The sequence below is a fragment of the Kitasatospora sp. NPDC024654 genome (assembly GCF_055559155.1).
Genome location: NZ_JBVHLF010000073.1, coordinates 12,476 through 39,413, shown reverse-complemented (window position 1 = coordinate 39,413; position 26,938 = coordinate 12,476). Strand labels below are relative to the sequence as shown.

At 72.6% G+C, this 26,938-nt stretch carries 26 protein-coding genes; 13 read left to right on the top strand and 13 right to left on the bottom strand.

Annotated features, from left to right (window positions below; translation table 11 throughout):
• Positions 1-223 precede the first annotated feature (223 nt).
• On the bottom strand, positions 224-733 hold the full coding sequence (locus tag ACZ38L_RS30640; RefSeq protein ID WP_465699353.1) for a Fur family transcriptional regulator: 510 nt from the start codon (positions 731-733) through the stop codon (positions 224-226).
• Between the two features lie 318 nt (positions 734-1,051).
• Here ACZ38L_RS30640 and ACZ38L_RS30635 point away from each other — a divergent pair, with 318 nt between their 5' ends.
• Together ACZ38L_RS30635 and ACZ38L_RS30630 are read left to right on the top strand one after the other, a co-directional pair.
• Positions 1,052-1,393: a hypothetical protein gene (locus ACZ38L_RS30635; protein ID WP_465699349.1), complete on the top strand. Its 342-nt coding sequence runs from the start codon at positions 1,052-1,054 to the stop codon at positions 1,391-1,393.
• 29 nt (positions 1,394-1,422) lie between these two features.
• A complete protein-coding gene (locus ACZ38L_RS30630) occupies positions 1,423-1,752 on the top strand; it encodes an ArsR/SmtB family transcription factor (RefSeq protein ID WP_465699346.1) in 330 nt (109 codons plus the stop codon).
• A 24-nt stretch (positions 1,753-1,776) separates the two neighbouring features.
• On the opposite strand, the gene ACZ38L_RS30625 is transcribed toward ACZ38L_RS30630, so the two are convergent.
• Together ACZ38L_RS30625 and ACZ38L_RS30620 are read right to left on the bottom strand one after the other, a co-directional pair.
• The gene (locus ACZ38L_RS30625; RefSeq protein WP_465699344.1) at positions 1,777-3,114 is read right to left on the bottom strand and encodes an ADP-ribosylglycohydrolase family protein; all 1,338 of its coding nucleotides are present in this window, start codon (positions 3,112-3,114) and stop codon (positions 1,777-1,779) included.
• 186 nt (positions 3,115-3,300) lie between these two features.
• Complete coding sequence (locus ACZ38L_RS30620; protein ID WP_465699342.1) at positions 3,301-4,341, bottom strand: ornithine cyclodeaminase family protein; 1,041 nt, start codon at positions 4,339-4,341, stop codon at positions 3,301-3,303.
• A gap of 213 nt (positions 4,342-4,554) precedes the next feature.
• On the opposite strand from ACZ38L_RS30620, the gene ACZ38L_RS30615 reads away from it, so the two are divergent.
• On the top strand, positions 4,555-5,226 hold the full coding sequence (locus tag ACZ38L_RS30615) for a TetR/AcrR family transcriptional regulator (protein WP_465699340.1): 672 nt from the start codon (positions 4,555-4,557) through the stop codon (positions 5,224-5,226).
• 31 nt (positions 5,227-5,257) lie between these two features.
• On the opposite strand, the gene ACZ38L_RS30610 is transcribed toward ACZ38L_RS30615, so the two are convergent.
• The gene (locus ACZ38L_RS30610) at positions 5,258-6,193 is read right to left on the bottom strand and encodes a LysR family transcriptional regulator (RefSeq protein WP_465699338.1); all 936 of its coding nucleotides are present in this window, start codon (positions 6,191-6,193) and stop codon (positions 5,258-5,260) included.
• Positions 6,194-6,298: 105 nt separating this feature from the next.
• Here ACZ38L_RS30610 and ACZ38L_RS30605 point away from each other — a divergent pair, with 105 nt between their 5' ends.
• Both ACZ38L_RS30605 and ACZ38L_RS30600 read left to right on the top strand, forming a co-directional pair.
• Positions 6,299-7,396, top strand: a complete 1,098-nt coding sequence (locus ACZ38L_RS30605; protein ID WP_465699336.1) for an FAD-dependent monooxygenase — start codon at positions 6,299-6,301, stop codon at positions 7,394-7,396.
• A gap of 44 nt (positions 7,397-7,440) precedes the next feature.
• Positions 7,441-7,707, top strand: coding sequence for a hypothetical protein (locus ACZ38L_RS30600; RefSeq protein WP_465699334.1), 267 nt, complete (start codon positions 7,441-7,443; stop codon positions 7,705-7,707).
• A 128-nt stretch (positions 7,708-7,835) separates the two neighbouring features.
• Here the strand turns inward: ACZ38L_RS30600 and ACZ38L_RS30595 are convergent, their stop codons facing one another.
• The 3 genes from ACZ38L_RS30595 to ACZ38L_RS30585 all read right to left on the bottom strand — a co-directional run bounded on the left by ACZ38L_RS30595 (position 7,836) and on the right by ACZ38L_RS30585 (position 10,083).
• Positions 7,836-8,039 (bottom strand): cold-shock protein, encoded by a 204-nt coding sequence (locus ACZ38L_RS30595; protein WP_396563655.1) that lies wholly within the window; start codon positions 8,037-8,039, stop codon positions 7,836-7,838.
• Between the two features lie 501 nt (positions 8,040-8,540).
• Positions 8,541-9,560 carry an alpha/beta hydrolase gene (locus ACZ38L_RS30590; RefSeq protein WP_465699331.1) on the bottom strand — a complete coding sequence of 340 codons (1,020 nt, stop codon included), beginning with the start codon at positions 9,558-9,560 and terminating at the stop codon, positions 8,541-8,543.
• 247 nt (positions 9,561-9,807) lie between these two features.
• The gene (locus ACZ38L_RS30585; RefSeq protein ID WP_465699329.1) at positions 9,808-10,083 is read right to left on the bottom strand and encodes an enolase C-terminal domain-like protein; all 276 of its coding nucleotides are present in this window, start codon (positions 10,081-10,083) and stop codon (positions 9,808-9,810) included.
• 455 nt (positions 10,084-10,538) lie between these two features.
• Here ACZ38L_RS30585 and ACZ38L_RS30580 point away from each other — a divergent pair, with 455 nt between their 5' ends.
• The 3 genes from ACZ38L_RS30580 to ACZ38L_RS30570 all read left to right on the top strand — a co-directional run bounded on the left by ACZ38L_RS30580 (position 10,539) and on the right by ACZ38L_RS30570 (position 12,229).
• Positions 10,539-10,760 (top strand): hypothetical protein, encoded by a 222-nt coding sequence (locus tag ACZ38L_RS30580; protein WP_465699327.1) that lies wholly within the window; start codon positions 10,539-10,541, stop codon positions 10,758-10,760.
• Between the two features lie 454 nt (positions 10,761-11,214).
• The gene (locus ACZ38L_RS30575; RefSeq protein WP_465699325.1) at positions 11,215-11,781 is read left to right on the top strand and encodes a hypothetical protein; all 567 of its coding nucleotides are present in this window, start codon (positions 11,215-11,217) and stop codon (positions 11,779-11,781) included.
• Between the two features lie 295 nt (positions 11,782-12,076).
• Positions 12,077-12,229: a hypothetical protein gene (locus ACZ38L_RS30570; protein WP_465699323.1), complete on the top strand. Its 153-nt coding sequence runs from the start codon at positions 12,077-12,079 to the stop codon at positions 12,227-12,229.
• Between the two features lie 783 nt (positions 12,230-13,012).
• On the opposite strand, the gene ACZ38L_RS30565 is transcribed toward ACZ38L_RS30570, so the two are convergent.
• Both ACZ38L_RS30565 and ACZ38L_RS30560 read right to left on the bottom strand, forming a co-directional pair.
• Entirely contained in the window at positions 13,013-14,416 is a 1,404-nt protein-coding gene (locus ACZ38L_RS30565; RefSeq protein ID WP_465699320.1) for an NAD(P)-binding protein, read from the bottom strand.
• Positions 14,417-14,704: 288 nt separating this feature from the next.
• Positions 14,705-15,376 carry a TetR/AcrR family transcriptional regulator gene (locus ACZ38L_RS30560; protein WP_465699318.1) on the bottom strand — a complete coding sequence of 224 codons (672 nt, stop codon included), beginning with the start codon at positions 15,374-15,376 and terminating at the stop codon, positions 14,705-14,707.
• A gap of 326 nt (positions 15,377-15,702) precedes the next feature.
• On the opposite strand from ACZ38L_RS30560, the gene ACZ38L_RS30555 reads away from it, so the two are divergent.
• The 3 genes from ACZ38L_RS30555 to ACZ38L_RS30545 all read left to right on the top strand — a co-directional run bounded on the left by ACZ38L_RS30555 (position 15,703) and on the right by ACZ38L_RS30545 (position 17,941).
• The gene (locus ACZ38L_RS30555) at positions 15,703-17,247 is read left to right on the top strand and encodes an FMN-binding glutamate synthase family protein (protein WP_465699315.1); all 1,545 of its coding nucleotides are present in this window, start codon (positions 15,703-15,705) and stop codon (positions 17,245-17,247) included.
• 153 nt (positions 17,248-17,400) lie between these two features.
• Positions 17,401-17,679 carry a TetR-like C-terminal domain-containing protein gene (locus ACZ38L_RS30550; protein WP_465699313.1) on the top strand — a complete coding sequence of 93 codons (279 nt, stop codon included), beginning with the start codon at positions 17,401-17,403 and terminating at the stop codon, positions 17,677-17,679.
• Positions 17,680-17,746: 67 nt separating this feature from the next.
• On the top strand, positions 17,747-17,941 hold the full coding sequence (locus ACZ38L_RS30545; protein ID WP_465699311.1) for an acyl-CoA carboxylase subunit epsilon: 195 nt from the start codon (positions 17,747-17,749) through the stop codon (positions 17,939-17,941).
• A 259-nt stretch (positions 17,942-18,200) separates the two neighbouring features.
• On the opposite strand, the gene ACZ38L_RS30540 is transcribed toward ACZ38L_RS30545, so the two are convergent.
• From ACZ38L_RS30540 to ACZ38L_RS30530, 3 genes are all read right to left on the bottom strand, one after another.
• Positions 18,201-21,107, bottom strand: a complete 2,907-nt coding sequence (locus ACZ38L_RS30540; protein ID WP_465699309.1) for an ATP-binding protein — start codon at positions 21,105-21,107, stop codon at positions 18,201-18,203.
• A gap of 164 nt (positions 21,108-21,271) precedes the next feature.
• Entirely contained in the window at positions 21,272-21,499 is a 228-nt protein-coding gene (locus ACZ38L_RS30535; protein WP_465699306.1) for a hypothetical protein, read from the bottom strand.
• A gap of 51 nt (positions 21,500-21,550) precedes the next feature.
• Positions 21,551-24,463, bottom strand: coding sequence for a type 2 lanthipeptide synthetase LanM family protein (locus ACZ38L_RS30530; protein ID WP_465699304.1), 2,913 nt, complete (start codon positions 24,461-24,463; stop codon positions 21,551-21,553).
• A 436-nt stretch (positions 24,464-24,899) separates the two neighbouring features.
• Here ACZ38L_RS30530 and ACZ38L_RS30525 point away from each other — a divergent pair, with 436 nt between their 5' ends.
• On the top strand, positions 24,900-25,130 hold the full coding sequence (locus ACZ38L_RS30525; protein ID WP_465699302.1) for a hypothetical protein: 231 nt from the start codon (positions 24,900-24,902) through the stop codon (positions 25,128-25,130).
• A complete protein-coding gene (locus ACZ38L_RS30520) occupies positions 25,127-25,552 on the top strand; it encodes a septum formation family protein (RefSeq protein ID WP_465699299.1) in 426 nt (141 codons plus the stop codon). Before ACZ38L_RS30525 ends, ACZ38L_RS30520 begins: the two co-directional genes overlap by 4 nt.
• Before the next feature lie 348 nt (positions 25,553-25,900).
• On the opposite strand, the gene ACZ38L_RS30515 is transcribed toward ACZ38L_RS30520, so the two are convergent.
• Entirely contained in the window at positions 25,901-26,722 is an 822-nt protein-coding gene (locus ACZ38L_RS30515; protein WP_465699297.1) for a sirohydrochlorin chelatase family protein, read from the bottom strand.
• Positions 26,723-26,938: the final 216 nt, after the last annotated feature.

The window sequence follows — 26,938 nt, the reverse complement described above, 5'->3', positions numbered from 1 at the left end:
ACCAACTGGCCGATCGGCTTCTTCGTGACCACGTTCACCTTCGGCAGCTACCTCCTCGCCCACGCCGTACGCTGGACACGCCGGACGTACCGCACGGGCCGGACACCGCTTCCAGCCCGAGGCACGGCCTGACGGTCCGTGGGGAGCCGGCCGGCTCCCCACGGACCGTTCCGGTCGCGCGGGCGCCACCGGTGACCGGAGTGGCGGTCCGGGTGCCCCGGGATCAGTGGGCGGGTCGGTCGTCATCGGCGGCGGCGAGGCAACTCGTGCAGATACCGGCCAGCTCCACGGTGTGCCGCACGTCCGCGAACCCGGATTCCTCGGCCACCTGGTCCGCCCAGGTCTCGACCGGGCCGGAGTCCACGGCCACGCTCAGCCCGCACGCGCGGCAGATCAGGTAGTGCCGGTGGTCGGCGCCCGGACGGTAGCGGAACAGCCGTTCGCCGTTGACGTCCCGGACGACGTCGGCCCCGCCGGCGTCGACGAGCGCGGTGAGCGTGCGGTAGACGGTGCTCAGCCCCACCCGTGACCCCCTCGTCAGCAGACCGGCGTGCAGGATCTGGGCACTGACGAAGCCCTCACTGCCCATCAGCGCCTCCAGTACGACGGTGCGCTGGGGAGTCGGCCGCCCGATCGACGCGAACGCACCGGACGGCGTGCGGCCGGCCGCGCCGGTCCGCTCCGCCGTGCGGCCGAGGGACGGGACCGGCACGGAGACGTCGGTGACGTTCACGTTCCTCCCCGTTCCGGTGTCGCGGTCGGCACGAGTCGGGCGGGATGCCCGCGAGCCTGGCGGGGCAGGGCAGCACGCATGGTCTGGAGTACTCCTCGGGAACCTGCGGCCCCGGCGGAAGGGGCCCACTACAGTCCACGCTAATCGGAAACGATTTTCAAAACCAGATGCAGACGGCATCGAGTTGTGCGCCGCCCTGGAAACCCGACCCGATCGGAGCACCTCCACGCCGACCACCACGTCCCGCACTTCACGCATGCACAGATCGCCATATGCTAATGTCCATCCTTGTCAGGCACCGAACAAGGAGGCACGCGCATGTCCGCCACCGTCGAGCACCGGCCACACCCCGACCACGCCCACACCCACGGCGAGGGCTGCGGCCACGTGGCCGTACCGCACGGGGACCACGTCGACTACGCCCACGACAACCACCTCCACCGCGCCCACGGGGACCACGTCGACGAGTGCGCCAGCACCGAGCACGTGACCCACGAGGGCCACCAGCACGAGCACGGCCCGGACTGCGGTCACGTCGCCGTGCCGCACGGGGACCACGCCGACTTCATCCACGACGGCCACCGCCACGCCGCCCACGAGGGCCACTGGGACGACCACCGACCGATCGCCCTCCGCGAGCGTCCGAGCACGGACAAGTGAAAGTCGTTGTCATATGCTAATTTACGCATATGACAACGACTCCTCCGGACGACGAGGCCAGACCGGACCTACAGGCCGCCAGCGAGCTGCTGCGCGCACTGGCCGCCCCGGTCCGGTTGGGCATCGTGCGCGAGCTGGCCGACGGCGGCAAGCGCGTGCACGAACTCGTGACCACCCTCGGCGTGAGCCAGCCCCTGGTCTCCCAGCACCTGCGAGTGCTGCGGGCCTTCCGGATCGTCACCGCCCATCGCCAGGCCCGCGAGATCGAGTACACCCTCACCGACGCCCACATCGCCCACATCGTCCTGGACGCGATCCGGCACGCCCAGGAGTCCGGCACGCCCAGGGCGGAACGGTAGGGCCGCGCACCGGCGCGGACCGGGTCAACTGCCGGAGCGCGGCTGCCGACGGCGCTCCCACAGGTCGGGCCGGTCGTCCTTGCCGAAGTACCCGGCGAGGAGCAGTTCCAGGAGAACGCCCTCCGCCTCGTCGGTTCCACGACGGTAGCTGCCCCGGTCGGACTCCACCCAGGCACACACCGGCCGCCAGCCGCGCGTGGTCGACTCGACGGCGACCTCGAAGACGCAGGAACCGGCCCAACTGCGGTACAGGAAGAGTCGATCACCGTCGAGGTGGACGTTCCACTTCTCCTCCGTGGCCCGGGCCTGGACGCCGTGCCGGATCCGCTGCCACTGGCCGGGCGTCCACAGCAGGTCCGGGACGGGAACCGGCTCGGGACGCTTGATCGGCGTCGTCCCACCGAAGTCCGCGCGGTTCGTGTCGGTGCCCAACCGGTCCGGCTCCAGCCATCCGGGCAGTGGCTCCACCGCCTCGCGCCACCCACGGGGGACTCCCTCCACTCCCAGCCGGCCAGCCAGGATTCCGGCCACGATCGCGCAGGTGGTGTCAACGTCCCCGCCCGCGGCGGCGGTTGTCCACAGCGCGGCCTCGAAGTCGTCGAGGTGCCGGGTGGCGCACCACAGCGTGAACGGCACCGTGTCCACCGCACTGACCTGCCGCCCGTTGCCGAGACGGTGAGCGGCCAACTCCACATGCGGCTGCTCGGCCAGCTCCAACGCCTCGGCCACGCCGTCGCGGACCTTCCCCATGGGCGTCAACTCCAGCACCGGCCCGAGCAGTTCGGCTGCGGCCAGGCGCCGGCCCCGGCTGCGCGCCGCACCACCGGCCGCCACCGCGACGGCCACGGCCCCGGCCACCGCCTCGGGATGGGTGTGCGTCACCGTGGCCGAGCGCGCGGCCTGCCAGGCCGCCTCCTCCAGGTCCACGCCGAACCAGGCTCCCAGCGGTGCCACGCGCATCGCCGCCCCGTTACCCCAGGACCCCTGCCCGTCGAACAGCCCCGCGGCGAGCTCCTGCCACGAGCCGCCTTCCCGTACCAGCCGAAGCAACCGGTTCATCGCCGGGCCGTAGCCACGGTCGAAGTCGTGCCGCCGGGCGAAGGAGTGCGCCAGTTCCCGCTGGTTCACCGTGCCGCGCGACCGCAACACGTCGAACACGGAACAGGCCATCTCGGCATCGTCCGTCCACGGCCATCGGCCGGGTGGAACCCGGCGCTCGCGCAGAGCGGGCAGGTTGTCGGGGACGAAGAACTGAGCGCCGAACGCGTCGCCGACGGACAGTCCGTACAGCGAGTCGAGCGCGGCGGCGCGGTGATCGTAGGAGGGCTGGGAAACGGTCGAGGGTCGGGACTGGTCGGTCATCACCCGACATCATGCCGACAACGGCGGTTGCGAACCAGTGGAATCGGACTCCGCACCGAGCAGCCTCACCCTCACGCCAGGGCTGCCGCCCCTCCGGCGCCGGCCGCGTCACCGCGTCCTGGGACGGCCGGCCCGCGAGCTCCTCCGGGAGCGCCGGAGAAAGCCGCGGTCCGTCGAAGGCGGCGCTCAGAACGTCCTGAGCGCCGCGACGCCGCGGACCTCCGTCCCGATCCCGAGGGCCCGGGCCCGTTCGCACACGGCGACGGCGGCGGCGAGGTCCTGGGCGGCGGCCCCGATCGACTTGAACACGGTGACGTCGTCGGCGCGCCGGCGGCCCGGAACCTCCGCGCGCAACAACTCGGTCAGGGTGGGCACGGCCGAAACCGCCTCCCCGTGGAGCTCGCGCCAGGCGAGGACGTCACCCGACTCCCCGGTGACGAGGTCGGCCGGGACGTCGAAGACGACCGCGTCGGCCCGGGTGAAGGTGGGGACGTCGATCTCCCGATGGGCCGGCGTCGTCGAACCGATCGACACGATGTGCTGTCCGGGCTCGATCCACTCACCGCGCAGGGCGACCGGGCCGCCGGAGCCCGTGTTGGTCGCCACGACCACCACATCCATCGCGGCGACCGCCGCCCGGGCGGTGTCGACCGGCACGATCTCGACGTCGAGCTCGGCGCCCACGCGCTCGGCGAACGCTTCACGCCGGAACGGCCGGGGGCTGAAGACCTTCACCCTTCGGATCTCGCGCACGGCCGCCACGGCCGCCAGGTTGGTTTCGGCTTCGAGGCCGGCCCCGATGACGCCGACGGTGGCAGCGTCCTCGCGGGCCAGGTGCCTGGTCGCGACCCCGGCGGTGGCTCCGGTGCGCGCGGCCGTCAGGTAGGCGGCGTCGAGCAGGCTCGTGACCGCGCCGGTCTCGATGTCGCAGAGGACCACGAGGTACCGCACGCCCCGCTCGAACGAGCCGTGGAGCATCTTGAGCCCGAGCACCCCGGCCCTGCTCATGATCGCCGGCATCACCCGGAAGAACGTGCCCTCGACCGCCAGGTTGGACCGCGCCGGCATCGCCAGCCTCGGCCCGGGAGCGTCGCCGAGCGCCGCCTCGATGGCGTCGATCACCGCTGCCATGTCGCAGGACCTGCGCACCTCGTCATCGCTCAGCAGCAGTGTCGCGCCCTCCGGCGCCGCGCCACCGGCTAAGGACGGGATCTGCTTCGGTTCCATGTCTCTCCTCAATGGACGCGGAGGCCTGTTCGGCGTCGCCGGCCCACCCTCCGCCCCCGGACGGTCCCGGTGGAGGCACGGCTCAGCTGGACGCGTCGCCAGCCTAACATTGTTTGTGACCACTGGTCACAAACAACGGCGAGGTGCCCTCACCTCCTGAGGGAGCCCTCGTCGCCGCCCCCTCGTCGACAGTGGTCTCGTAGAGTCCTGGCCATGCCTGACGCCGCGACAACCCGACACCGCCCGGGACGCCCCGCCCAGATCAACCGCGAGCGGATCGTCGACGCCGCCCTCTCGGCCGGGAACCTCGACACGCTGACCATGCGGGAGCTCGCCGCCCGCCTGGAGGTCAGCCACAGCGCCCTCTACCGCTGGGTCAAGAACCGAGACCAACTGTTCGACCTCATCAGCGAAGTCATGGTCGAGCGCATCCTCCCCTCCGACGGCCCGAGCGGGGGCCACTGGCGGCCCTGGCTGGCGCGGGTCGCCTGGGCCATGCACGACCAGTTCCTCGCCGTGCCCGGCTACGCCACCCGCACCTCACGACCGCACCGCCACAACTCCCGCTCCTTCGGGCGGCTCCGCGAGGAGGTCATCACCGCCTTCACGAACACCGGACTCCACCCCGACCTGGCCGAACAGAGCTGGTACATCTTCATCACCTCCGTCGTCAGCTGGCTCGCCACCCAGGAGAACCCCCTCGACCTCGGCCACAACGCCCCTCGCTTCGAGCTGTTCCTCGACGCCCTCCTCCGGGGCCTGCCGGCGCGGGAACCAGGCGCCGAACGACACCGGGAAGCCCGGCCCGCTCCGCGCTCCCACCCTCCAGCGCTTCCGGCGGGTCCTCGATCCCCGGGGTCAGGAGGGCAGGAGCCCAACCCGTGACCGCTCGACCGCGGTTCAGGTCCGCGGGCCTTCAGCCCATCGGTTCCGGAACCGGAGCCGTGCCAGCGGCGCCCGGGGCCTGCGTGACGGCGGTGAGGATGTCGGTGATCAGGGTGCGGAGCCAGCGGTGGGCACTGTCGCGGTCGTGGCGGGCGTGCCAGGCCAGGACGGCGGGGATGGCCGGGACCGGTCCGGGCAGGGGGTAGCTGCGCAGCGGTGCTGGGAGCGCGTGGCCGGTGAGCAGCCTGGGGACGACGGTGATCAGGTGGTGGGCAGCCACCGTCCGCAGGGCCAGGGCCAGGGTCGGCACGGTGAACGCGACGCGCCTGCGGAGGTGCTGGGCGTCGAGCAGGTCGTCGACGCGGTCGTGGACGCGTCCCCGGCGGGAGATCACGACATGGGGAAGCGAGGCGAATCCGTCCCAGGTGGAGGGGTCGTGCGGTAGGTCGCGGTGGCCGACGACGGCCAGGGTGTCGGTGAGCACGGTCGTCGAGCGGGTGTCGGCGTGCCGGGGGGCCGCGTCGGTGACCTGGAGGTCGACGTGTCCCCGGCGCAGTTCGTCGACGGTGGTGTCCGCCTCCCCGAGGAAGCGCAGGCGGACGCCGGGCGCCGAGTCGGTGAGCTCGGCGGCGAGGCGTGGGAGCAGGGCGTCGGCGATGACGTCGTTGCACTGGAGGGTGAAGGTCCGCTCCAGCGCGGCGGGATCCACCTCGGCCGTCGGGGTGAGGACGGCCTGGGCCCGGGTGACGAGTTGGTGGACCTCGTCACGGATCTGCTCGGCGTAGGGCGTGGGCAGCATGGACCGGCCGGTGCGGACCAGGATCTGGTCCCCGGTCGCCCGCCTGATCCGGCTGAGGGTGCGGCTCATGGCGGGCTGCGAGAGGTGCAACCGGTCGGCGGCGGCGCTGACGCTGCGCTCGTCCAGCAGGGCGTCCAACGCGGTCAGGAGGTTCAGATCCAGATGCATGAGGGTAATGCTAAGCATCACAACTATGCATTTGAGGTTATCGAACTCTCCGCGTTGACTGGATGTCAGGCGCCGGCCGGCGCCCGGGAACGCGAGGAGGCAACGATGCGTACAGTGATCGCCGGAGGGGGCCTGGTCGGGCTCACCACCGCAGCGTCCCTCCAGCTGATCGGACACGAGGTCACGGTGCTGGAGCAGGCGCCGCGGGTGCGTGCCGCGGGAGCGGGGATCGGCCTGTGGCCCAACGCGCTGCGCGAGTTCGACCGGATCGGCATCGGCGCGGACGTTCGCGGCATGGGTGGGGAGATCGACGCCTGGTTCTTCGACGCCGCCGGCCGCCCGCTGCGCGCCACCGGCTACCACGAGTCCGACCACCAGTTCCTGCTCGTGCCGCGGCCCGGTCTGAACAGCCTGCTGGCCGACACCGTCGGCCGCGACCGGATCCTCCTCGACGCCCGGGTGACCGGGTACACCGAGCGCGAGTCGGAGGTTGTCGTCCACCTCGCCGGCGGTGCGGAGCTGCACGCGGACCTGCTGATCGGCGCGGACGGCGTGCACTCCCGCGTGCGCGCACAGCTCGTGCCCGGCAGTGACGCCACGGCGCACGCCGGGCACTACGCCTGGCGCGCCGTCGTGCCCGCCGGGGACGAGCGCCCGGAGGGCACGGTGCTCACGATCGGGCGGGAGCGCACCAGGGGTGGGTACGCGCGAGTCGCGCAGGGGCGGACCATGTGGATGGTCAACCAGTTCGACGCCGGTCCGCTCACCGGTACCAAGCGGGACCGGGCGCTGCGGCGCGCCCGGAACCTGGCCGAGGCGGGCTGGCACGACGACCTGCTGGAGATGATCGCCACAACCCCCGAGGAGGCGATCCTGGAGAACGCGATCACGCTCGTCCCTCCCCTGTCACGCTGGACGAGCGGGCGGGTCGCGCTGATCGGGGACGCCGCGCACGGCCTGTCCCCGCACATCTCCGCAGGTGGCACCCTCGGCATCGAGGACGCCGGTGCGCTGCGTGCCAGCCTGGCGGCCGGGCCCGACACGGCCCGGGCGCTCGCCCGGTACGAAGGCGCCCGCACCGCGCGGTTCGACCACGTCCGCGGGCACGCCGCCGCCGTCGAACACGCCGCCGGAGCAGCCGAGTTCGCCCAGCGGTACGCCGCGTTCAGCCACTGGATGCTCACCACCGCGCCCACCACCTGAGCCGGCGGGGCGGCCGGCCCCGAGGAGCGGCGTCGGCACCCCGGATGGGCCAGGTCGTCCAGTGCTGCGGGCTCGCCGGGGTCGGCGAGCTGATGCTCGACCTGGCCACGGCCGGGCTCGCCGAGGAGGTCCGGGCCGCCGCGGAGGAGGTCGCCACCCTGATCCCGGCCCGCAGCGGCGGCGGCCCCGGGCACCGCTCTTCCCCGACGGCACGCTCGGCGCGGAGCAGGGCCACCGGCACCCCCGGCGTGCTGTCGTTCCCGCGCCGGCTGCGCGCGGGCGGCGGGCCGCGCCCGGGGCTGGCCCCGTGAGCGACCGGGCCGCCCGGGGAGTCCGCCCCGCGAGGGCGGCACAACCCGGCGGGTCGGCATCGGCCTGTCTCCACCCCCCAGCGGAACGGCCCGTCCCCAGCCGGGACGGGCCGTTCGCGGGTACGGCGTCAGGCGGGACGAATGTGCTCCGCCTGCGGGCCCTTCTGGCCCTGCACGACGTCGAACTGGACCTTCTGGCCTTCCTGCAGTTCGCGGAAGCCCTGCGCGTCGATGTTCGAGTAGTGGGCGAACACGTCAGCGCCGCCGCCGTCCTGCTCGATGAAGCCGAAGCCCTTCTCGGCGTTGAACCACTTCACGGTTCCGGTAGCCATTGCCTGTCTCCTGTTCGGGGCGGTTGCCGGGCCGGCACGATTGCGGGCCCGCGCGGAGGTGATCGCCAAGGTCCGGAGAGGGCATGTGCTGGACAGCGAAAACGCCCGCGGCTACCACCGCGGGCGAACGACTTCGGAACCACGACTGCTGTCATCGACGCTACACCCGGACCGGCCCCACCGCGCGGGATGCGGGGCGCGAGGCGCCGAGCGCGCTGAGGGACGGCAGCAGCGCCGGCCCTGGCGCCCCGGCCGGAGAGGGCTGAACGGGTTCCCGTGCGACGGGCCCGCCCCTGCCGAAGTGGGCCGTTCGTGTGTCCAGGGGCAGGTCGCGGAACGCTGCGGTCCCCGCGGGCCCGGTCCACCGGCCGGTCCCCCATTTGCCCGCGCCCGGAGCGCGTCCGGCTGCGGGCCGACCCGCCGCACCGGAAGCGCCCCGGTGCCGGACTGCCCCCGGAGCGCCGGCCGCCACCGGCCCTCGGCCGACTCACGGGAGCGGGTTCATCGTCCGACGATCCGCCGGAGCCAGCGGGAACGGGCCTCGTGGGCATCCTGGCTGAGGACCGCCCGCGGTGCGAGTGTGTCGAACCCGTGGAAGGCGCCGGGCCATACGTGCAGTTCGGCCGCGCCACCGGCCTGCCAGATCGCGTTGGCGTAGGCCACGGCCTCGTCCCTGAAGGTCTCGGCCGACCCGACCTCGACGTAGGCCGGGGGGAGCTCGGACAGATCCGTGGCGCGGGCAGGGGCGGCGTAGGGCGGCAGGTCGGCAGTGCCGTACCGGTCGCCCAGCAGTGCCTGCCAGGCGGTCGCGTTGGAGGTTCGGTCCCAGGTGTCGCGGCCGGCCATCTGGTGGCTGGAGAAGGTGTCGTTGCGGTCGTCGAGCATCGGGCTCAGGAGCAGTTGACCGATCGGAACCGGCCCGCCGCGGTCACGGTTCAGCAGGGCGAGTGCTGCGGCGAGTCCACCGCCGGCGCTCTTCCCCCCGAGGATGATGCGGTCCGCGTCGAGGCCCAGCCCGGCCGCGTGCTCAGCCGCCCAGACGAGTCCGGCGTGACAGTCCTCCACCGGTCCGGGGTACTGCGCCCGCGGCGCCAGTCGGTACTCGACGGAGATGACGGCGAGCCGCAGCGGGAGGGCCCACTCGCGAAGCAGCCGCGGAAGTACGGACCAGGCGTTGCCCATGATCATTCCGCCGCCGTGCATGTAGTACAGGAGTGGCAGCGGCCCGGCGATCCCGGTGGGCCGTGCGCTGACGAGCCCGACCTCCCTCCTCCCCTGGGTTCCCGGCACACGCAGTTCCTCCACCGCGAACCGGCCGCCGGCCCGGAGCTCCCGAACCGTCGGCCTGGGCCGAGCAGCGGCGTCCCGCTGCTGCCTGGTCGCAAGGCCCTCCAGGGTGACCGGCTCCCGCGTGTCCCCTCCCACCGCTGCCAGCGCGGTACGCAGCTCCGGGTCGAGGGGAGGCGCGTGCCGAGCAGTCGAGGCGGGGCCGTGCTCCGACGGCGTTCCACTGGCACCCACGACAGGACCTCCCCCGGTCGAGGGACGCCCGGCGGCGTCCCGACCGGGACAGCTTGTCAGCTCGACCGTGCCCGTGGGGAGGCCCGGGGTCCACCCGAGGGGCCAACAGCCGCCACGGCGGTCGACTCGGCTCTCACGCCACCACCGGGGCAGGAGTCCGTCCGGCAGCCCGGGACGACGTACCACCACCCCGCGATGCGAGGGCGCACCGCCCCTGATTGGAGCACCTGCAACGTCCGGCGATTCGTCAGAAAACCCCCAGGGTGAGGTCCTCGATGGCATCGCGGTCGATGCGGTAGCCCAGTCCGGGGTGCTTCGGGGCTTCCAGACAGCCGTCCTCGTCGACCCTCGGCACGTCGACCATGCCCATGCTCAAGAGGGTTTCCGGGACGGTGATCTCCGCGAACTCGCAGTTCGGGACCGACAACGCGACGTTCACGTACATCGCGAGGTTCAACGGCGGACCGTAGCTGCTGATGTAGTTGCCCTCGACGCCGTCTTCGGTGATGACCGACGCGAACACGAGCGGGGCATCCTGTTCGCCTTGCCGCTCGCCGGGATGGCGCTCTCACCGACCTCGGTCCGCAGGGCAGGGTACTCGACTGACCTGACCTTCATGGATCATCCCCTGCTTTCTCCGCACATCTACGGGTCGAGTCGGACGATGTCCTGCCGGCCGGACCCGTGGGCGGCTGCACCACGACCGCGCACGTCCTACCGGCGCCGCCGCACGTCTCGACGCGGGCGGGTCGATGCGCCCGTCTCCGCCATGGCCATGGCGGACCGGGCTCGCCCCGGTTCGCCGGATACGGATGGCACGGCAGCGGCGGGGCGTGGAATCGTCCGGGTACTCGTGCGTGGATGGTCTTCGCATCAGTCGCTGAATGCACGGGAGGCGACCTGGACACAAATTCCGGGATTTTCAAGGTTCGCAGGATTTTCACCCGAATACTGATCCGACTTTAATCCGATCCGTAAATGAACGCAGCCCCGGACCGCGCGGGCGGCCCTACCCGCGCACGGCGGCGACGGGAGACCGCCGACGGGGGCGAGCTGTGCCCCGGCCACGGTCCGGCCCCGTGGGCCGAGCAACTCGGCGACGCCGTCCGGCCGCTCGCCGGGACCCGGCAGGACTTCACCGACACCTCGGAGGACTTGACGACCTCGCGGTTCGAGCCGGCCCCGGAGGTACGGGCGTAACCCCGGCGGGAGTCGGGGCCGGCGGTGACCCACCGGGCGCCGCCCGCGGCGAGGGGGCTGCCCCACCGGCCGGCCACGGTGGCGGTCACCCGGTCGAAGCCGCCCACGACCTACCTCTCCCGCCCGAAACTGCTGCGGCTGAGTGACAACGGGTACGGCTCCCCGAGGATGTTCACGATGTGACGAGTCGACTCCTCTTAACTTCTTCTGAGATTCGGATGTGTGACCCGGCAGGTGGTCGCCTGCGTCCGCTACCCATGGAGGTCATTGGATGAGTCTTCGTCCCTGGGTCGCAGCGTCGCTGGCGGGTGCGGCCATCACTCTTGCCCCTCCGTTGGCGGGCATCGCCGCGCAGGCGTCCGCACGCGCGCCCGACTCCTCGTGGCTCCAGGAAGGGGACGGGGACCACCATCACCACAATCCCTGGCGGAACTGCTACAGTCCCCGCAGCGTCGTGCTCATCGACAAGGATTTCAGGGCGATTCTGCGTAACGGCCGGCGTGGGCCGGAGGCTCTCGTCCTCCTGCGGGACCCGTCGTCCTCATCCTCGTCGCCGGCCGCACCATGGACGAATTTCTCCATTTCCACGTATCTGAACGTGAGCTATCCCACCCAGACCGAAAACCAGTACGAGTTGGAGATTCGTGACTTCTTCAGGGTCCACCCACTCTTCGTGGTGAAGGCCTTCGACCGCCACGAGCGAGCCTTCCCCTTCCCCGCCACCCACTGCGTCGACGACGAGGACGAACACGGCCGGGACGGCAAGGACCGGGACGACCCCGATTTCCCGCACGATGGTGCGGCTGCCGACGGGGACGGGTCGTCCAGCTCCCCGTCGCCGCAGGCGGGGGGCAGCCCTCAGAACGGCCAGCAGCGCCCTCTTCCGCCCGGCGCCGCGGCTGCCGGTTGGGACAGTGGTCTTCTGAGCGCGAAGCACATCGGGATCGCGGCCAGCGGTCTGCTGGTGGCCCTGGGAACGCTGGCCACGGCCTGGCTGCTGCGACGTCGTTCCGGCTCGTGACACTCGGCCGGAAGAGGAACCGGCAGCGCCTCCGGTCCCCCGACATCATGTCGCGTCAGGGGCCCGACGTGCCGCCACCCCGGCCGCACCGAATCCGCACGGCGGCCCCCGGGGGCGGCCACGCCGGGACGGTGCCGCATCCGTGCAACTCCGTTCAGCGGCCCGCGTGGCCGACGGTCGGACGAAGACCGCGGTCCGACCGTCATCGCGGGCAGGCACAGCCGCAGCTGCTGGTCGCCGGAGCCCTCGGAGCGGGACCGGTCAGGAGGAACTACTTCCTCCGACGGAGGCCGACATGGCCGTGCGGCTGGGCTTCGCCGTGCGGCTGGGCTTCGCCGAGGGGCTGGGCTTCGCCGAGGCGCTGGGTGTGGCCGAGGCGCTGGCTGTGGCCGAGGCGCTCGGGCGGGGGTCGTGGGGACAGATCAAGTCGGGGTTCTTGATTCCGTAGCTCAGGCCCCATTCCCGGTCACAGCCACCCCAGTACGTTTGCACCCAGCCGCAGTAGGGGCCGCCGTAGCTGTAACAGGGGGGCCATGATGCCTGCGGGCCCGGATTCGAGGAGGGCAGCCGGGGCGATCCGGCCTTGCCCTCCGAGGTGCCGGGGGCGCCGACCATGCGGACCTGCGTGGCAGCGGAACTCTGGGACATCCAGTGCGTGAGGAAGAGCGGCAGGCCGATGGCTGAGGCGGAAGCCGCCACCGTGGCGGCAGCGAGAGCGCAGCGGGTCAGGCGCATGACTGTTCCCCTTGGCTTTGCGGTCTGCGGCAGGTGTGAACGAACTCCGTGAGCGCCGCCGCTGTGAGCGCCGGATTTTAACGTATGGTTCGGAGCTCCCCCCAACAGCCAGCGAACCGCCAGTCAGGCGGCCTTGCGCCGGTTTTTCACCCGAAGAGTCTCGCCCCGATCCACTGTCGTTCGACACCGCACCGCGTGTGTGCCGCCCCGCGACGGCCGGGCGAGCCGGTTGCTGTGAATGATTATCAGACAACCTTGCCGACAAGCCCATTGGCGGCCCCAGGACCTCGGTCGCCAATTGCCTCCCCCGGGGCTCCGCCGACCGTCCGCGACACGTCGCGCTCTTCCTCGACCCATCGCCAAGGAGATCTCGGAGAGGGACACCCGCGGCGCTGCTGACCTCGGACGGAGTGGCCGAGGTCAGCGATCGGGCGCGACACGCAACTGTCCGTCAGCAAGGCCGCGCCCCGAAGGGGCGATGTCGGTATGTGTCCGGTCAGCTCACCGCCGCGACGACATCCGCCTGCCGCAGAAGCTGCGCCAACTTCAGCTTCAGGGCTTCGAACACGGGCAGGAGTGCGGTCCGCTGCTCGGGGGTGAGCTCGGGGAGCCGCCGGCCCAGGAGCCGGCAGGTGCCGAGCCATTCGAGGAGCGCGGGGTCGGCGGTCCATCGCACGACCCGCTCCTGGATGTCACCGAAGAACTGTATCCAGTCCAGGGCGGAGTCCGGGTGCTGCGAGGGTGCGCACAGCGCGTTCCTGGTGTCGTCGGTGTCGTAGCCCGCCTCGACGTGGGCGATGAGTGCGGCACTGAACACCTGCTGACAGGGAATCACCGCCTGCAACGTGATGTGCGCCTGGTCGAACACCGGTACCGTCGGCCGTCGCTCCAGGCCGTCGGCCGTGCAGTCGATGTAGAGGGTTCCGGCCCGCGCGGGAACGGTGGCCCCGTCGAGTTCGATCGCGTTCTCGTCGATGCGCTTGACCCTGCCGTGGCGGACGACGTCGCCGATGCGGCGCAGCTGTTCGAGTTCGGCGCGGGCGACCGTCGCGCAGCGGTAGGCGGTCGGCTCGATGTCGGGCGACAGCCGCAGCAGCAGGCCGCTCTCCTCCAGCCGTGCGAACAGTTCCTGGACCGTGTCGGCGCCGGCCACGGCCTCGCGACGGGCCGTTTCCGTTTCGAGGTAGGAGCCCCCGGGCTGGGTGTGGGCGCGGTCGATCAGCCAGGAGTCGCGGGGCATGATCCAGGTGATGTCGCACGGATCGGTGCCACGGCTGAGCAGCCACAGGCAGGCGTCGATGCCCGTCTTCCCCGCCCCGACGACGGTGTAGTGGGACGGCTGGTCCCGCAGGGTGGGCAGCTGGTTGGGGGTGATCAGGCGGACGCCGGGGGCGACCTCGTACTTGGGCGGCACCATGGCCGGCACCGTGACGTTCATGTAGGTGGCGTCCACGGTCCGCCGTTTGACGGTCACCTCGAAGGCGGCTCCGCTGACGATGGAGTGGAAGCGCTGGACGTCGGGCCGCTGCGGATCCGGGCCGTCGTAGAACGACTTGGGGAAGTAGGAGACCCGGCCGGTCGGCAGGAGCGTCCTGCGCATCACCTGGTCGAAGTAGGCCAGGATCTCGCTGGCCGAGGCCAGTTCGTCCAGTCCGGCGTTCCAGCCGTCCTGGTCCACCGTGCCGCTGCCCAGCTCGCGGGAGTTGACGCCGTAGAAGGCCGAGGGCTGGTGCAGGCGCACGAAGGGGTAGGCGACCGTCCAGTGACCGCCGGGCTGGTCATAGCGGTCGACGATGGCGACCGTCGCGTCGGTCTCGGCGACGAGGGTGTCGGCGAAGGCCATGCCCATGGCCCCGGCGCCGACGATCAGGTAGTCGACCTCAAGAACTGTCGGATTCAACGAGTGTCGTCCTTCCGTGGTTGCTTTTCGAAGTTGGGAGCCGGCCGTACGCGGCGCGGCCCACGGCCGCCGGCGGAACGCCACGGCGTGTGGGGATCTTTCGCTCGTACGACGTGCCAGCCGTCCGGCTCGGCACGCGAGACCGGGGCGAAAGGGCATGGCGGCAGGGGCCCTTGACCGCACGCGGTGGCTCACGCCGCTGCGATCGGGGCCACGCGCGGATTCCGGGTCCTACCAGGAGCGGGACATCAGGCCCGGCGAGGAGCACCTCGAGGTCGACGAGAACGCTCAGGAACTGGAGGGGTCGAAGCCCGCGACACGCTCTTCCTCGGCGGTCGTGAGGGCGGCCACCGGCATGTCCGTCAGCCCGGGGCGGGCGTGCAGGCCGTCCAGCACGATCGTCAGGCAGCGCCGCCACACCTCGCTCGAGACCGGCTGGGTGTGCTGGATCACGCAACTCACCGTGTAGAAGACGAGTTGCAGGTCGGTCATCGCCAAGTCCGGACGCAGCAGCCCGGCGTCCTGGACACGGCGCATCACCGCCTCGGCCGCGGGCATGAACCTGCGGCGGGCCTGCGCCACCAGCGGACGGCCCCCGACATCGGAGAACACCACCTCTCGCAGTCCGCGATCGGCGGCCATCTGCTCCAGCACCCAGGTCAGCAGGCCGACGAACCCCTCCCACGGGTCGTCATGCGCCAGAGCCCGCTCGGCGGCCACCACCAGAGCATCGACACGCTCTTCGAACAACTCGTTGATCAACGCCTGCTTGTTGCCGAAGAGCCGGTAGGAAGTCGCCACTCCGACACCGGCATGGCGAGCGATGTCGTCAAGGTTCACCCCCAGCCCCCGCTCGGCGAAAACCTCCCGAGCGGCCAGCAGCGTGCGCTGCCGGTTGGCCTCGGCATCGCGTCTCAGGCGCCGTGCGCCACGGGACGCGGATGAGTCCGTTCCGTCCATGGGCTCACAGTAGCACTATCTGGAGTTGCCAACTCCACTAAACGGCGGCGGCACGGCTGGCCATTCGACAGGGCCCACGGCGGGGGAAGCCACTCGGGAGCACCACGGCGCCCCACGCGGCCCACGCGGCCCACGCGGCCCACGGCGCCAGCAAACCCCGACCAGCCCCCTGGCCACAGGTCCGTCCGCGCGGCCTCCTACTATCGTTCCGCATTCTTCGACGGACGCCGATGCCCGCTTGCCGGTGTGCCCGCCGTCCAACGCCCCAACACGACACGACGGCTCCACCGCCTGGCGATGGAGCCGTGCATCGAGGAGGAACGTTCATGCACGCCCGGAGGATCGGCGCGGCCGCCGCGACAGCGTTGGCGGTTCTGGCTGCCCGCGACCTCATCCAGAAGAGGCACGCACTGCTCCGGAACTTCCCGGTGATCGGGCACGCCCGGTACCTGTTGGAGACGATCGGACCGGAACTGCGGCAGTACATCGTGACCTCGAACGAGGAGGAGCGCCCGTTCAGTCGTGACCAGCGCACCTGGATCTACGCGTCGGCGAAGGAGGAGAACAACTACTTCGGGTTCGGCACCGAAGTCGACGTCGAGCACGTGCAGGGGCACGCCTACCTGAAGCAGCGCACGTTCGCCGGCACTCTGCCCGACGCGCACGACCCGCAGACCCCACTGCCCTCGGCCAAGGTGCTGGGCGGCCCGCGCGGGCGCGCCAAGGCGTTCCGACCGGCGAGCGTGGTGAACATCTCGGCGATGAGCTTCGGATCGCTCTCCGGCGCGGCCATCACAGCGCTCAACAAGGGGGCGGCGCTGGCGGGCACGATGCACAACACGGGCGAGGGCGGCCTCTCTCCGTACCACCGCAACGGCGGCGACCTCGTCCTCCAGATCGGTACGGCGTACTTCGGCTGCCGCAACGAGGACGGCAGCTTCAACCTCGACAAGCTCAAGGACGTGGTCGCCGGCGCCCCGGTCAAGGCGATAGAGATCAAGCTCTCCCAGGGCGCGAAGCCAGGGCTGGGCGGGATGCTGCCGGGCGCGAAGGTGACCCCGGAGATCGCCGGGATCCGCGGCATCCCGGTCGGCGAGGACTGCGCCTCCCCGTCGCGGCACACCGCGTTCGGCGACGTCGACTCGATGCTCGACTTCGTCGAGTTGCTCGCCACCGAGACCGGTCTGCCGGTCGGCGTCAAGAGCGCGGTGGGGGAGATGGGCTTCTGGCAGGAGCTGGCCACGCTGATGGCACGTGGTGACCGTGGTGTCGACTTCGTGACCATCGACGGCGGCGAGGGCGGCACCGGGGCGGCACCGCGGATCTTCGCCGACTCGGTGTCGCTGCCGTTCCGGATGGGCTTCTCCCGCGTCTACGGCACCTTCGCCGAGCTGGGACTGACCGACGAGCTGACCTTCATCGGCTCCGGCAAGCTCGGCCTGCCCGAGAACGCCGCGGTCGCCTTCGCGCTGGGCGTCGACATGGTCAATGTCGCCCGTGAGGCGATGCTCTCCATCGGCTGCATCCAGTCGCAGAAGTGCCACACCGACAAGTGCCCCACCGGCATCGCCACCCAGAACCCGTGGCTGGCCCGCGGCCTCGACCCGACCTCGAAGGCCACCCGGGCCGCCGTCTACCTGCGCACCCTGCGCAAGGAGCTGATCAAGGTCTCGTCGGCCCTCGGCGTCGCCCACCCGGCACTGATCACGGCCAACGACATCGAGGTCATGAACGGCGACTACGAGGCCCGCACCCTGGCCGGCGTCTACGGCTACAAGGACGGCTGGGGCGAGCTCGGCCCGCACCTCGCCGACGGGATCCCGGTGCTCCTCGCCGCCGAGCCGACCTCCGCCCAGCAGCCGGCTATCTGACGAGCCGGCAGCGAGGAGCGCCGCGCTCAGGGCCCCGCGGGTGCCGTCGAGGCGTTCGCGGGGGTCGCGGCCTTGATCGTCGCCCTTCGGCCCCGCCCACTGAGGGCGGGAGAGCCTTCGCCGGGTCGGGCACCAGCGGCACGATGAACTGTCGTGCCGCTGGTGCCCGTCCTGCTCGCCGAGAGCGGCCGCAACCCCGAGCTGGCCCGGGCACTCCTCGCCGCCGTCCGTGACCCCCGCCGCACCAGAGCCACCCACCTCCTGGAACGGGCGATCGAGCGCGGCGAACTCCCCGCCGACGTGGACCGTGAACTCGCGCTCGACCTCCTCGCCGGCCCGCTCTACTGGCGCCTGGCGGTCGTCCACACCCCGACCGGACCCGACTACCTCGACCGCCTCACCGACAAGCTCCTCGCCGCCTTCGTCGCCTGACGGTGACCAGTACCGCACCAGTGCTCACCGTGATAGTTGTCGGGTTCGCCCGTTGGCCTGTTCATGGGTGGGGAGACACCGTCCTCAGAGGCGATCCGACCCGGAGGAACTCGCCGCGCTGACCGCCGTCCTGACGGCCCGCGCGGCCGCCACCAGCGCGCCGCGCAGCCCCCGCTTCGCCCACGGCAACCGCCACCCCCGGGCCCGCTGGCGCCGCCTCGAACGCGTCACCAGCTACCGCGACCCCGTCAGTTGGCGATAGTCGTGGCGACCCGACGGCGACGGCCGTCCGTGGACACGGCTCATCCGAACGCGTCCGCCGGCGGCGGGCTCCTACTGACAGCCGCCGTGACGGACCGCTCCGGCCGCGCCGCGCCGTGACGGACCGCGCTCGGCGCCCCCGCCACCGGTGGCGCCCTCGGGGCGCTGTCGGCGCCGCACACCGGTGCGCCGTTCTTCCGGCGGAACGACGCGCTGGCACGGCGGCTGCCACCGGCCCCCGCATGGGGATGACGCTCCGGTCAGCCCGGTTGGGCCAGCCCGTCGGCCAGGGCCTGCAGCCCGACCCGGTCGGCCTGACCGGTCTTGCGCAGCAGGCTCGCCAGGTGCTTCTCCACCGTCCGGGGGGAGATGGACAGACGGCGCGCGATGTCCTGGTTCCCCAGTCGCTCGGCGACCAGCGCGAGCACCTCGAACTCGCGACCCGTCATCCCCGTGGTGCGCAGGTCGGCCGGTATCTGCTCGCGCCCGCCGCGGCGTTGGGAGACCGTCGCACCCGTGCGGCGCAGCAGGGCCCGGCAGGCGGCTGGCACGGCCGGCACGTCGAGGGCGTGGAAGTAGTCCTCGGCCACGCGCAGCCACGTCACGGGGTCACCCCAGCCGTCGGCCAGGGCCGCCTCCGCCGCCAGCCTCAACGCGAGATAACTGCCCGTCGGGAAGATCCCAGCAGCGGAGCGCATCTCCTCGACGGTCCGGGTGGCCTGCTCCGTGTGGCCCTCGCGGCCCAGCAGCACCGCCTCGGCGACCAGCAGGAACTGCCGGTTCCAGGCGAGTTCGGCCGCCGGGGCGAGCGCCACGGGGGTGAACCCTGCCCGGCACACCCGGCCGGCGAGCACGTCGAGCAGCGGGCGCAGGCCGTAACGGCCCGCGAGGTAGAAGACATTGGGATGGTCGCCCTCCCACTCCGCCGCCGAGGCGAGCTCCGCCTCGGCCTGCGGCCGGTCCTCCTCCAGCAACGCGCAGACCGCCCGGCACAGCCCGAACATCACCGGCACCAGGAAGGACCGTCCGCCGCCCGCCCGGTCGAAGGCCTGCAACTCGCGTTCCATGGCGCGGCGGCGCCCGTGGTGGGCGGCCAGCGTCGCCGCGGTCAGCAGCAGGTAACGGTGGGTGGCGACGTTGCGCATCCGCGACGTGGCTTCGAGGGAGCGGTCGATGATCTCCCGGGCCCGGGCCGGGTCGCCGGTGAGCACCGCGTTCATGGCCAGCAGCCCCTCGGTGCGGTGGGTGCGGGTGATCGATCCCAGGTCGTTCGCCGCGGCCAGGGCCTGTTCGAGCAGGCGGGCGTCGCCGGTGCGCATGAAGGTGTTGGCGCCGAGGCGGATCAGGGCCTCGAACCGCCAGCCGGGCAGCTTGTGCGCCTCGGCCTCCGCGAGCATGCGGACCAGGTATCCGTCGGCCTCGTCGAAGCCGCGCTCCCGCGCCAGCATGGCGAGCAACTGCCAGGCCTGGCAGGCCAGTACCGGCAGCCCCGCCCGCCGGGCCACCTCGGCCGCCTCCCGGGCCTGCCGATCCGCGTCCGCCAGCCACTCCTCGAACCCCGGCACCAGCGCCAGGTGCCCCTCGATCACCGCGAGCGCGGCGGTCTGCGCCGGTGCCCCGGTGCCGAGCAGCGCCTTCGCCGCCGCCAGCTGCTCGCTGCTCTCGGTGTTCCGCTCCGCGGTCAGCGCGGTCCAGGCCAGCCGGGTGTGCAGCGCGATCCTGCGGTCGGTGTCGAGCGCGGCGGCGCCGACGGTGGGGAGGGTGCCGAGCAGTTCCAGGGCGCGGTCCAGCTGCCCGGCCTCCGCGAGCGCGTGCAGCAGCGCCTCGGTGATGTCGGTACGGTCTGCCGGGGCGGCGAACCGGTGCGCGCGTTCGAGCAGCCGCACGGCCTGCCCCGAGGTGCCGTCGGCCAGCGCCCGGCGGCCCGCCTCGGCGTACGCGCGGGCGGCCTCGGCCTCGTCGCCGGCCGTCTCGAGCAGCATCGCGGCGAGGTGGGACCGGCTGTCGTCGAGCACCGCCTCGGCCTGCCGCAGTGCCCCGGCGGCCCGGCGGGCGCCGGCGGCCCGCTCCGCGCGGGTGAGCCCGGCCAGCAGCGCCTCGCCGATCAGCGCGTGGCGGAAGGCGTAGCCGTCCGCCACGGTGCTGTCGGGGACGATGAGGCCCGCCTCCTCGGCCGCCCGCAGCTGGGCGAAGAGACTCCGCTCGTCGTACCCGGTGATGAGCTGGACCGTGCCGACCGAGAACCACGGGCCCAGCAGGGCTGCCAGCAAAAGGAGTTCACGCCCGCGGGGGCCGAGCGCCGCCGCCCGACGGTCGTAGGCGCGCACCACGCTGGCGGGCACCGCCGTGGCGAGGTCCCCCGCCACCCGCCAACCCGCTCCGTCCGCGCGCAGCGAACCGGTGGCGACCATCTCGGCCAGCAATTCCTCGACCAGGTAGGGGTTTCCGCCGCCGGCCTCGACCAGCCGGCCGGCCACCTCGACGGGCACCTCCTCGGTCCGCGCACCGAGGCAGCCGGCCGCGAGGGCGCGAACCTCCCGGGCGTCGAGCGGACCGAGCGTGCGGACGGTCGCTCCCCGGCGCCGTTCGACCGCCTGGAGCAGGTCGAACGCCGCTCCGGCGGTCGGCCGCAGGGTGACCAGCAGCAGGACCGGGAGGTCCGCGACGTTGTCCACCAGGTACTCCAGCACCGCCACGGTCTCGAAGTCCGCGTCGTGCAGGTCCTCCAGCATCAGCACGCAGCCGGTGTCCCGGCCGAGGACGGCGAGCAGCCGCAGCAGCGCCTCGGCCAGCTCGATCACGCTCTCCTGGCCGCCCGGCCCCGTGCCGGTCCGCCACTCCGGGACCACCCGGGCCAGCGCCGGCCGGTACGGGACGAGCTCCGGGTCCTGCACCGGGCCGGTCCGGCGGAAGCGGGAGCTCAGCGCCTCCAGGATCGGCCGGTACGGCGTGTCGGCGGCGTTCGGGCTGCCCCGGCCGCGGAGCACCGGCACCTGCAGCGCGGCGGCCTGCCGGGCGCACTCGTCGGCCAGCCGGGACTTGCCGATCCCCGGCTCGCCCGACAGGAAGAGCGCCCGGCCGCTGCCGTGCTGAAGGTCCATCAGACTGGCACCGAACAGGGAGATCTCACTCTCCCGCCCGATGGTGACCGGCGACGTGGTGTGCATGGCCGCAGGCTAATCCAGCCGACTGACGGACCGGCAGGCGGCTCCCCCGGGGCTCGCCGCAGCCGCCGGCGAGGCGCCGTGCCGTGGCCCTCCCGCCCCTTCCCAGCCTCCGGCCGGGCGGACGCCCACCGTGCGCGGCGGGCGTCGGCCCAGGACGACCCGGCTCACACCCGGTCGTCGTCCTCCCCCGGGACGACCGGGCAGGACATGGTCTCGTAGGGCAGGGAAACCGTCTCCGAGGCGTAGGCCGAACCGTAGCCCGACAGCAGGTCCGCCCGTCGGGCGAGCGCGCCGGAGGTCCGCAGTGTGATCGCACCGGCGGGGTGGCCCGGCATGCCGTCCGTCCGCAGGTCGGGTCGCTTCCACGAACGGACCAGGTCGAGAGTCTCCATGGCGTCTTTTCCTCTCCTCAGGCGTCACGATCTCGGTAGGGTGACGCATGCTCAGGGCTCGGCGCGCAGCAGCAGCGCCGAGGCGATCCGGTCGGGGAAGCCCAGCCGCAGCAGGCCGTGGCCGATGCCCGCGAGGCCGGTCAGCAGACCGGGAACCACCAGCCCGCCCGGGGTGCCGCAGCCCGGTCCATGCCGGTCGAGAGCGGTCCACAGCAGCCCCGCGCGCCGGTCCCGCACGGCACGGGACATCGGGTCGGACAGTCGGTTCAGCAGCTCCAGACCACCCAGTTCGCCGTGGCACAGGCTGTGGTCCGCCGACGGCACCAGGTCGGCGAGCTCACGGACGGTCCGCTCGACGACGCCCGCCAACAGCGGGTCGGCCGCGGCGGCCGGGCGGTCGGCCACCGCCAGCGCGACCCCCGGCAGGCCCTGGCACCACGAGTCGCCGGACACCCGCTCGGCGGCGTTCCGCAGGGCCGTCAGTCCGGCGCGCCGGTACTCCACGCCGCCGCCCGCCTCCGCGAAGCCGAGCAGCGCCCAGCCGACCCCGGCCTCCCCGGTGAGCAGGCCCGCCCCGGGCGGCAGCGGCCGGGCAACGAGTTCGGCCGCGCACCGGGCCGCGCCGCGCCATGCCTCCTCCGAGCCGCTGGCCCGGTGCACGGCCAGCAGGGCCGCGAGACCACCAGCCAGACCGTCGGCCACCCCTGACGCCGCTTCGGCGGTCGCGGCCCGGACGGTGAGGGCGGTCGCCGGAGTGGTCAGCGCGGCGGTCTCCGGGTCGTCCAGCGCCCGGGCGGTCGCGGTCACGGCGTAGGCGATGCCGCCCAGTCCGGCCAGGCCGCCCGGACCGACCGCGAGGGCGTCGTCCGGTTCGGCCGCGAGCCGCTCCAGCAGGGCGGGCAGCGGCCGCAGCGCACGGCGGGCGAGCTCCGCGTAGCGGTCGGTCCCGGTGAGGTCGGCCAGTTGGGCGAGGAACAGGGCCACGCCCGGATAGCCGCCGCCCAGGTCGGCACCGCAGGGCCGGAGTTGGAAGTACCGGTCGCCGAGGACCTCCAGACCGAGCCAGTTCGCCCGATCCGGGCCGCGGTGGGCCAGCGCGACGAGCCGGTCGCCGATGCGGCGGGCGGCGACGAGCAGCCGTTCCGGGTCCGCGCCGGACCCGCCCGCGCCGCGGGGGCCTCCCGGGCGCGGCCGGGCGGGCCGGTGCGGCGCGACGGTCGACCTGGCGGCCATCGCCGCGCGGATGACCCACTCCTGGGCCTCCCGGTCCGCCTCGCCCAGCCTGCGGATCCGCTCGGTCACCAGGTCCAGGCCGGGCCGGGCGAGGACGCCCGGAATCCGCGCCCCGGTACCGCTCCACAGGTCCGACGACCCCGGCCGGGTGGTGAACAGGGGGACGTCGTCGTCCCGCAGTTGCGCCACCTCGTGGGCGAGGAGGCCGGGGTGACTCGGCCGGGCGAGCTCGTCGCTGTCCAGCAGGCCGAACAGCGCGTCCCTGGCCGCCGCGTCGCGCAGCACGTCCGGGTGCGTCGCCTCGGCCAGCAGCGTCGCGTAGGTCCGCGTGGGACGCACCACCACCCGGGCCTCGTCGGCCGCGAAGATCGTCAACAGCCCGGCCGGGCCCAGCAGTTCCCGGCGCCCGGCGACGATCGCCCGGTAGCCGGCCCGGAACCCGGACAGCAGCGCGTCGGTGTGTGCCGCGGGTTCGGCCAGGCTGCCGGTGAGCCCGGGCCGGTTGGCGGCGCCGGGGAGCGTCCCGGGGCGACGGACCAGGCGCATCCGGTCGGTGCCCGCGTCCGCCCAGCTCACCGAGGCCACCGGTAGCGGCTCCCCCGGGTCGCCGCCGAGACCGGAGGCGTCCAGCGCCGTCCGGTCCCCGAGGAGGAGCCGCGGGAGCAGGCCGGTGCGGTACACCGACGACCGCAGGGCCTCGACCGCCGGGTCCTCGACGCCGTGGGCCGCCGGCTGTGGGTGGAAGAGCGTCTCGACGTCGATCAGCACCGGTTCGTCGCCGCGCGCGATCAGGTTCTCGTGGTGCAGGTCGGTGCCACCCACCGCGTGGAGCAGGGCCAGCAGCGCGCCCTGCCGCCGGTAGAAGCGGTCGAGCTGACGCGGCGTGGTGCACGGGCGGTGGGCGACGAACTCGGTCCAGCCGTACCCGTCCTGCTCCAGCAGCCCCAGCACCGGCAGCGCCGGTACCTCCGCCACCTCCGCCCGCGCGTTGAACCATCCGACCAGCTCGTTGAAGTGCCGGTGCATCCGTGGTGACCGAGGCTTGTAGACCACCCGACGGTCGTCGGCGAAGCGCAGCAGTGCGACGCCGCGCCCCTGCTGGTGCCGGTCGCCGGCACCAGCGTCCACCGCGACCAGGGGGCCCGGTTCGGTTCCCTCCAGCAGTGTCGCGACGATCTCCGCCCGGTCCGCGCGGAACCGGTCGAGCAGCTCGGTCAGTGCCGCTACGGCGTTCCGGCAGGTCTGCCCGAGCAGCCGCCCGAGCAGCGGGTACTCGTCGAGCACCGACCCCAGGCCGTCCTGGCGGGACGTCAGCGCGATGAAGTCGCGGAACCGGTCGGCCGGCGTGTCGCCGGACAACCGCCCGTTCACCCTGGCCACGTTGAGTTCCAGCACCAGGGTGCGGGCCGAACGCCCGGCCAGGACCCGGGTCAGCCGGGACACGAACACGCCCCGAATCGCGGGGAGATCGATCACGGCTTCGTCGCCCCGGCCTGTCAGCCGCTCCGCGGCGCGCTCGGCGAACGGCGTCAGAAGCGCCGTGAACCCGGTGAGGCCCGGGAGTTCACCCGGCGGCGGCGTGGTGACCGACGGCAGCGCGGAGATCACCTCGTCGACGAAGGCCGCCCAGTCCGGCCTTCCGGCACCGGGCCGCTCACCTGGGGACAGCGCGCGATGCCACCATGCGTCCACCCCTGTGGCAGCTGCGGCGCGCGCCCGTACGTTGATCACGAAGCTGAGCGTGCCACCCGAGGACTCTTCACACAATGCGATGCAGGTTCGGCTCTCCTCGAGTGAGGGTGAGATGTAGCGATTTCCCTGCGGATCGGGGTTTATGTCTTCTGTGGTGAGGTGGGGTCCGCTCGCGGCACGCAGCCCGTGGTCCCGTCCGATACCGCTCGTGACTCCCTGGAGGTCCTGGCTCCCGGGGACGCCTTCGGGGAGCGCTGGTTCCACCCTCCGGGAGGTCCTCGAGGAACACGACCTCCCACCCGCGTCCGAGCGACGGAGCGACGGGCGGACGTCCTGCGCGGCCGCGACCTCTTCCGGTGTCGTCGTTCAGCAGGGGATTGCGTAGTCGAACCGCGTAGTTCTACCGATGCCACCACTGCGCTGCCCCGCCATAGTCGGGCGACCGAAGTGAACGCGGAGAGGTGACGACAAGGCGATGGCTGTGCCATACGACCCGAGCAACGCGAACGGCCGACACCATGGCGGCGGTTCCGGGGAGTTCTTGCAGGAGGTCCCGGCCGGTCACCGGTTCGGCGGGCCGGTCACCGAACCGCCCGGCTACTTCGAGCCCGCGAAGCCCAAGCGCGACCCGTCCCTGATCGCCAAGTTCGTCACCCTGGGCGTGGTACTCGTGGGGTCCTCGGCCTCCTCGCCTTCGTCGGGTTGAGTGGCGGCCTCACGAGCCGTACCGCGAAGCTCGACGCCGACAACAACGTCACCGGGAGCGGCTCACTCGACGTGGGCAGCCTGAGCCTCAGCCAGTGCTTCGACGAGCCGAACGCCGCCGGGCAGAGCACGGTGCGGGCGATCGAGGCCGTCCCGTGCACCCGACCACACGACGCCCAGGTCCTCGGCATCTCCACGCTCACCGACGACTCCTACGACGACGCGACGGTCAAGAGCGAGGCCGACGACGCCTGTCAGAAGATGGCGTCCGGCATCACCGTCGACCAGACCAAGCTCGGCGACGACGCGAACATCGTCGACTTCACGCCCACCGCGGACTCCTGGGGGAACGGCGACCGCCGGGTCACCTGCGCCGTGGACAACGACACCGGAAACAAACTCACCGGCTCGGTGATGAGGTGACCCAGCCGGACGAAACCCGACTCGGTCCCGTGGTGGTGCGTCTTCGGGGCACCCTCGGCCTCGGCGGCTACCTGGCGTACATCGCCGCCTTCGCGCTGGTCGCGGGGGTGGTCGGAATCAGCACCGGCGAGGTCCTCGACGGGCTGTACGGCCTCGCGGTGGGCGCCCTGGCGGGCTCGCCGGTCGTCCCCGGGTGGCGGCAGGAGGTGACGGTCCACCAGGAGGGCTTCGTCTGGCGGCGGCTGACCGGCACCCACGCCATTCCGCGCACCGAGATCAAGAGCCTGCGACGGATCAGGGTCAGCAGCTTCCTGCGCGGCAACTACGAGGTGCTGGCGGTGACCCTGCTCAGCGGGCAGCAGCTCTCCATCGGGTGGATCCAGGACACGGCGCGGCTCGCCCGGCTGCTGTCCGGCGCGGAGCCCGCGCCCGTGCCGGCCTGGCAGCCGCCGGAGCCGACGGGACGGGGGCACCGGTGATCGCCGCTCTGATCGTCCCCGCGATCGGCCTCCTGGTCGGCCTCATCGTCCTGTTCCGGGGCGGCGTGCTGTTGCGCGGGCACGGCCGCCGGCTCAGCCCCCACCGCCTCGGCCAGCCCGGCCAGCGAGCCGGCGCCGCCGGCCTCGGCCAGTTCCCGCGCACGCCGGCGCGGTCCGCCGCTTCGCTCGCCGCCGCCATCGGCCGCGGATCGCCCGGCGGGCAGCGGGCCGCCAGCACCTGGGTCCTGACGCCGAGGACCAGGACGAGCAACTCGTCGCTGCCGAGGCCGCGCGCGATCTCCTCGGCCTCGTCCAACTGCCCGAGCGCGTGGGTCAGCCGCCCCGCGTGCGAACCCACGTGGGCCTTGCTCAACAGCAGGTAGGGCACGACCGCGGTCCGGCCGGCGCGGCGGGCCAGGGCGAGACCGCGTTCGGCGTGCCGGTCGGTGTCGGCGAACCGGTCGAGCCGCGTCTCCGCCCAGGCGAGCCGGGCCAGCGGCTCGCACAGGTCGACGGCGTGGTCGTCGGGCAGCGCGTCCAGGATGGCCGCCGTGTGGCGGAGCTGCTCCAGAGCGAGGGCCGTCTCGCCGTCGAGGGCCTCGCCGAGTGCGGACACGGCGAGTGCGGACACGGCGAGGAGCGCGGCCTCGGCCGCCTCGTCGCCCGCGGAACGTGTCAGGTCCAGCGCCACGCCCACCTCGTCAGCACCAGCGGACGGGAGCCGCTCTGCACCACCAGGGAACCGAGCGTCAGAGTGGCGGCACCCGCACACCCCGCAGCCTGCAGCACGGAATGTAATCAGACTGTTACAGTCGATCACGGCGGATGGGCCGGCGGACATTCTCGCCACTTCCGCGGGATTGCAGCAACTCCCATGTCGCGCATGCCGGTTCGATCCGATCGCGGT

Bases quoted from the DNA above. Each gene is read 5' to 3' on its own strand.
- ACZ38L_RS30555 (WP_465699315.1), top strand. From the start codon at position 15,703: ATGCACGCCCGGAGGATCGGCGCGGCCGCCGCGACAGCGTTGGCGGTT.
- ACZ38L_RS30595 (WP_396563655.1), bottom strand. From the start codon at position 8,039: ATGGCTACCGGAACCGTGAAGTGGTTCAACGCCGAGAAGGGCTTCGGC.
- ACZ38L_RS30540 (WP_465699309.1), bottom strand. From the start codon at position 21,107: ATGCACACCACGTCGCCGGTCACCATCGGGCGGGAGAGTGAGATCTCC.
- ACZ38L_RS30605 (WP_465699336.1), top strand. From the start codon at position 6,299: ATGCGTACAGTGATCGCCGGAGGGGGCCTGGTCGGGCTCACCACCGCA.
- ACZ38L_RS30560 (WP_465699318.1), bottom strand. From the start codon at position 15,376: ATGGACGGAACGGACTCATCCGCGTCCCGTGGCGCACGGCGCCTGAGA.
- ACZ38L_RS30570 (WP_465699323.1), top strand. From the start codon at position 12,077: ATGGCCGTGCGGCTGGGCTTCGCCGTGCGGCTGGGCTTCGCCGAGGGG.
- ACZ38L_RS30580 (WP_465699327.1), top strand. From the start codon at position 10,539: ATGAACGCAGCCCCGGACCGCGCGGGCGGCCCTACCCGCGCACGGCGG.
- ACZ38L_RS30615 (WP_465699340.1), top strand. From the start codon at position 4,555: ATGCCTGACGCCGCGACAACCCGACACCGCCCGGGACGCCCCGCCCAG.
- ACZ38L_RS30610 (WP_465699338.1), bottom strand. From the start codon at position 6,193: ATGCATCTGGATCTGAACCTCCTGACCGCGTTGGACGCCCTGCTGGAC.
- ACZ38L_RS30630 (WP_465699346.1), top strand. From the start codon at position 1,423: ATGACAACGACTCCTCCGGACGACGAGGCCAGACCGGACCTACAGGCC.
- ACZ38L_RS30620 (WP_465699342.1), bottom strand. From the start codon at position 4,341: ATGGAACCGAAGCAGATCCCGTCCTTAGCCGGTGGCGCGGCGCCGGAG.
- ACZ38L_RS30535 (WP_465699306.1), bottom strand. From the start codon at position 21,499: ATGGAGACTCTCGACCTGGTCCGTTCGTGGAAGCGACCCGACCTGCGG.
- ACZ38L_RS30625 (WP_465699344.1), bottom strand. From the start codon at position 3,114: ATGACCGACCAGTCCCGACCCTCGACCGTTTCCCAGCCCTCCTACGAT.
- ACZ38L_RS30525 (WP_465699302.1), top strand. From the start codon at position 24,900: ATGGCTGTGCCATACGACCCGAGCAACGCGAACGGCCGACACCATGGC.
- ACZ38L_RS30600 (WP_465699334.1), top strand. From the start codon at position 7,441: ATGGGCCAGGTCGTCCAGTGCTGCGGGCTCGCCGGGGTCGGCGAGCTG.
- ACZ38L_RS30635 (WP_465699349.1), top strand. From the start codon at position 1,052: ATGTCCGCCACCGTCGAGCACCGGCCACACCCCGACCACGCCCACACC.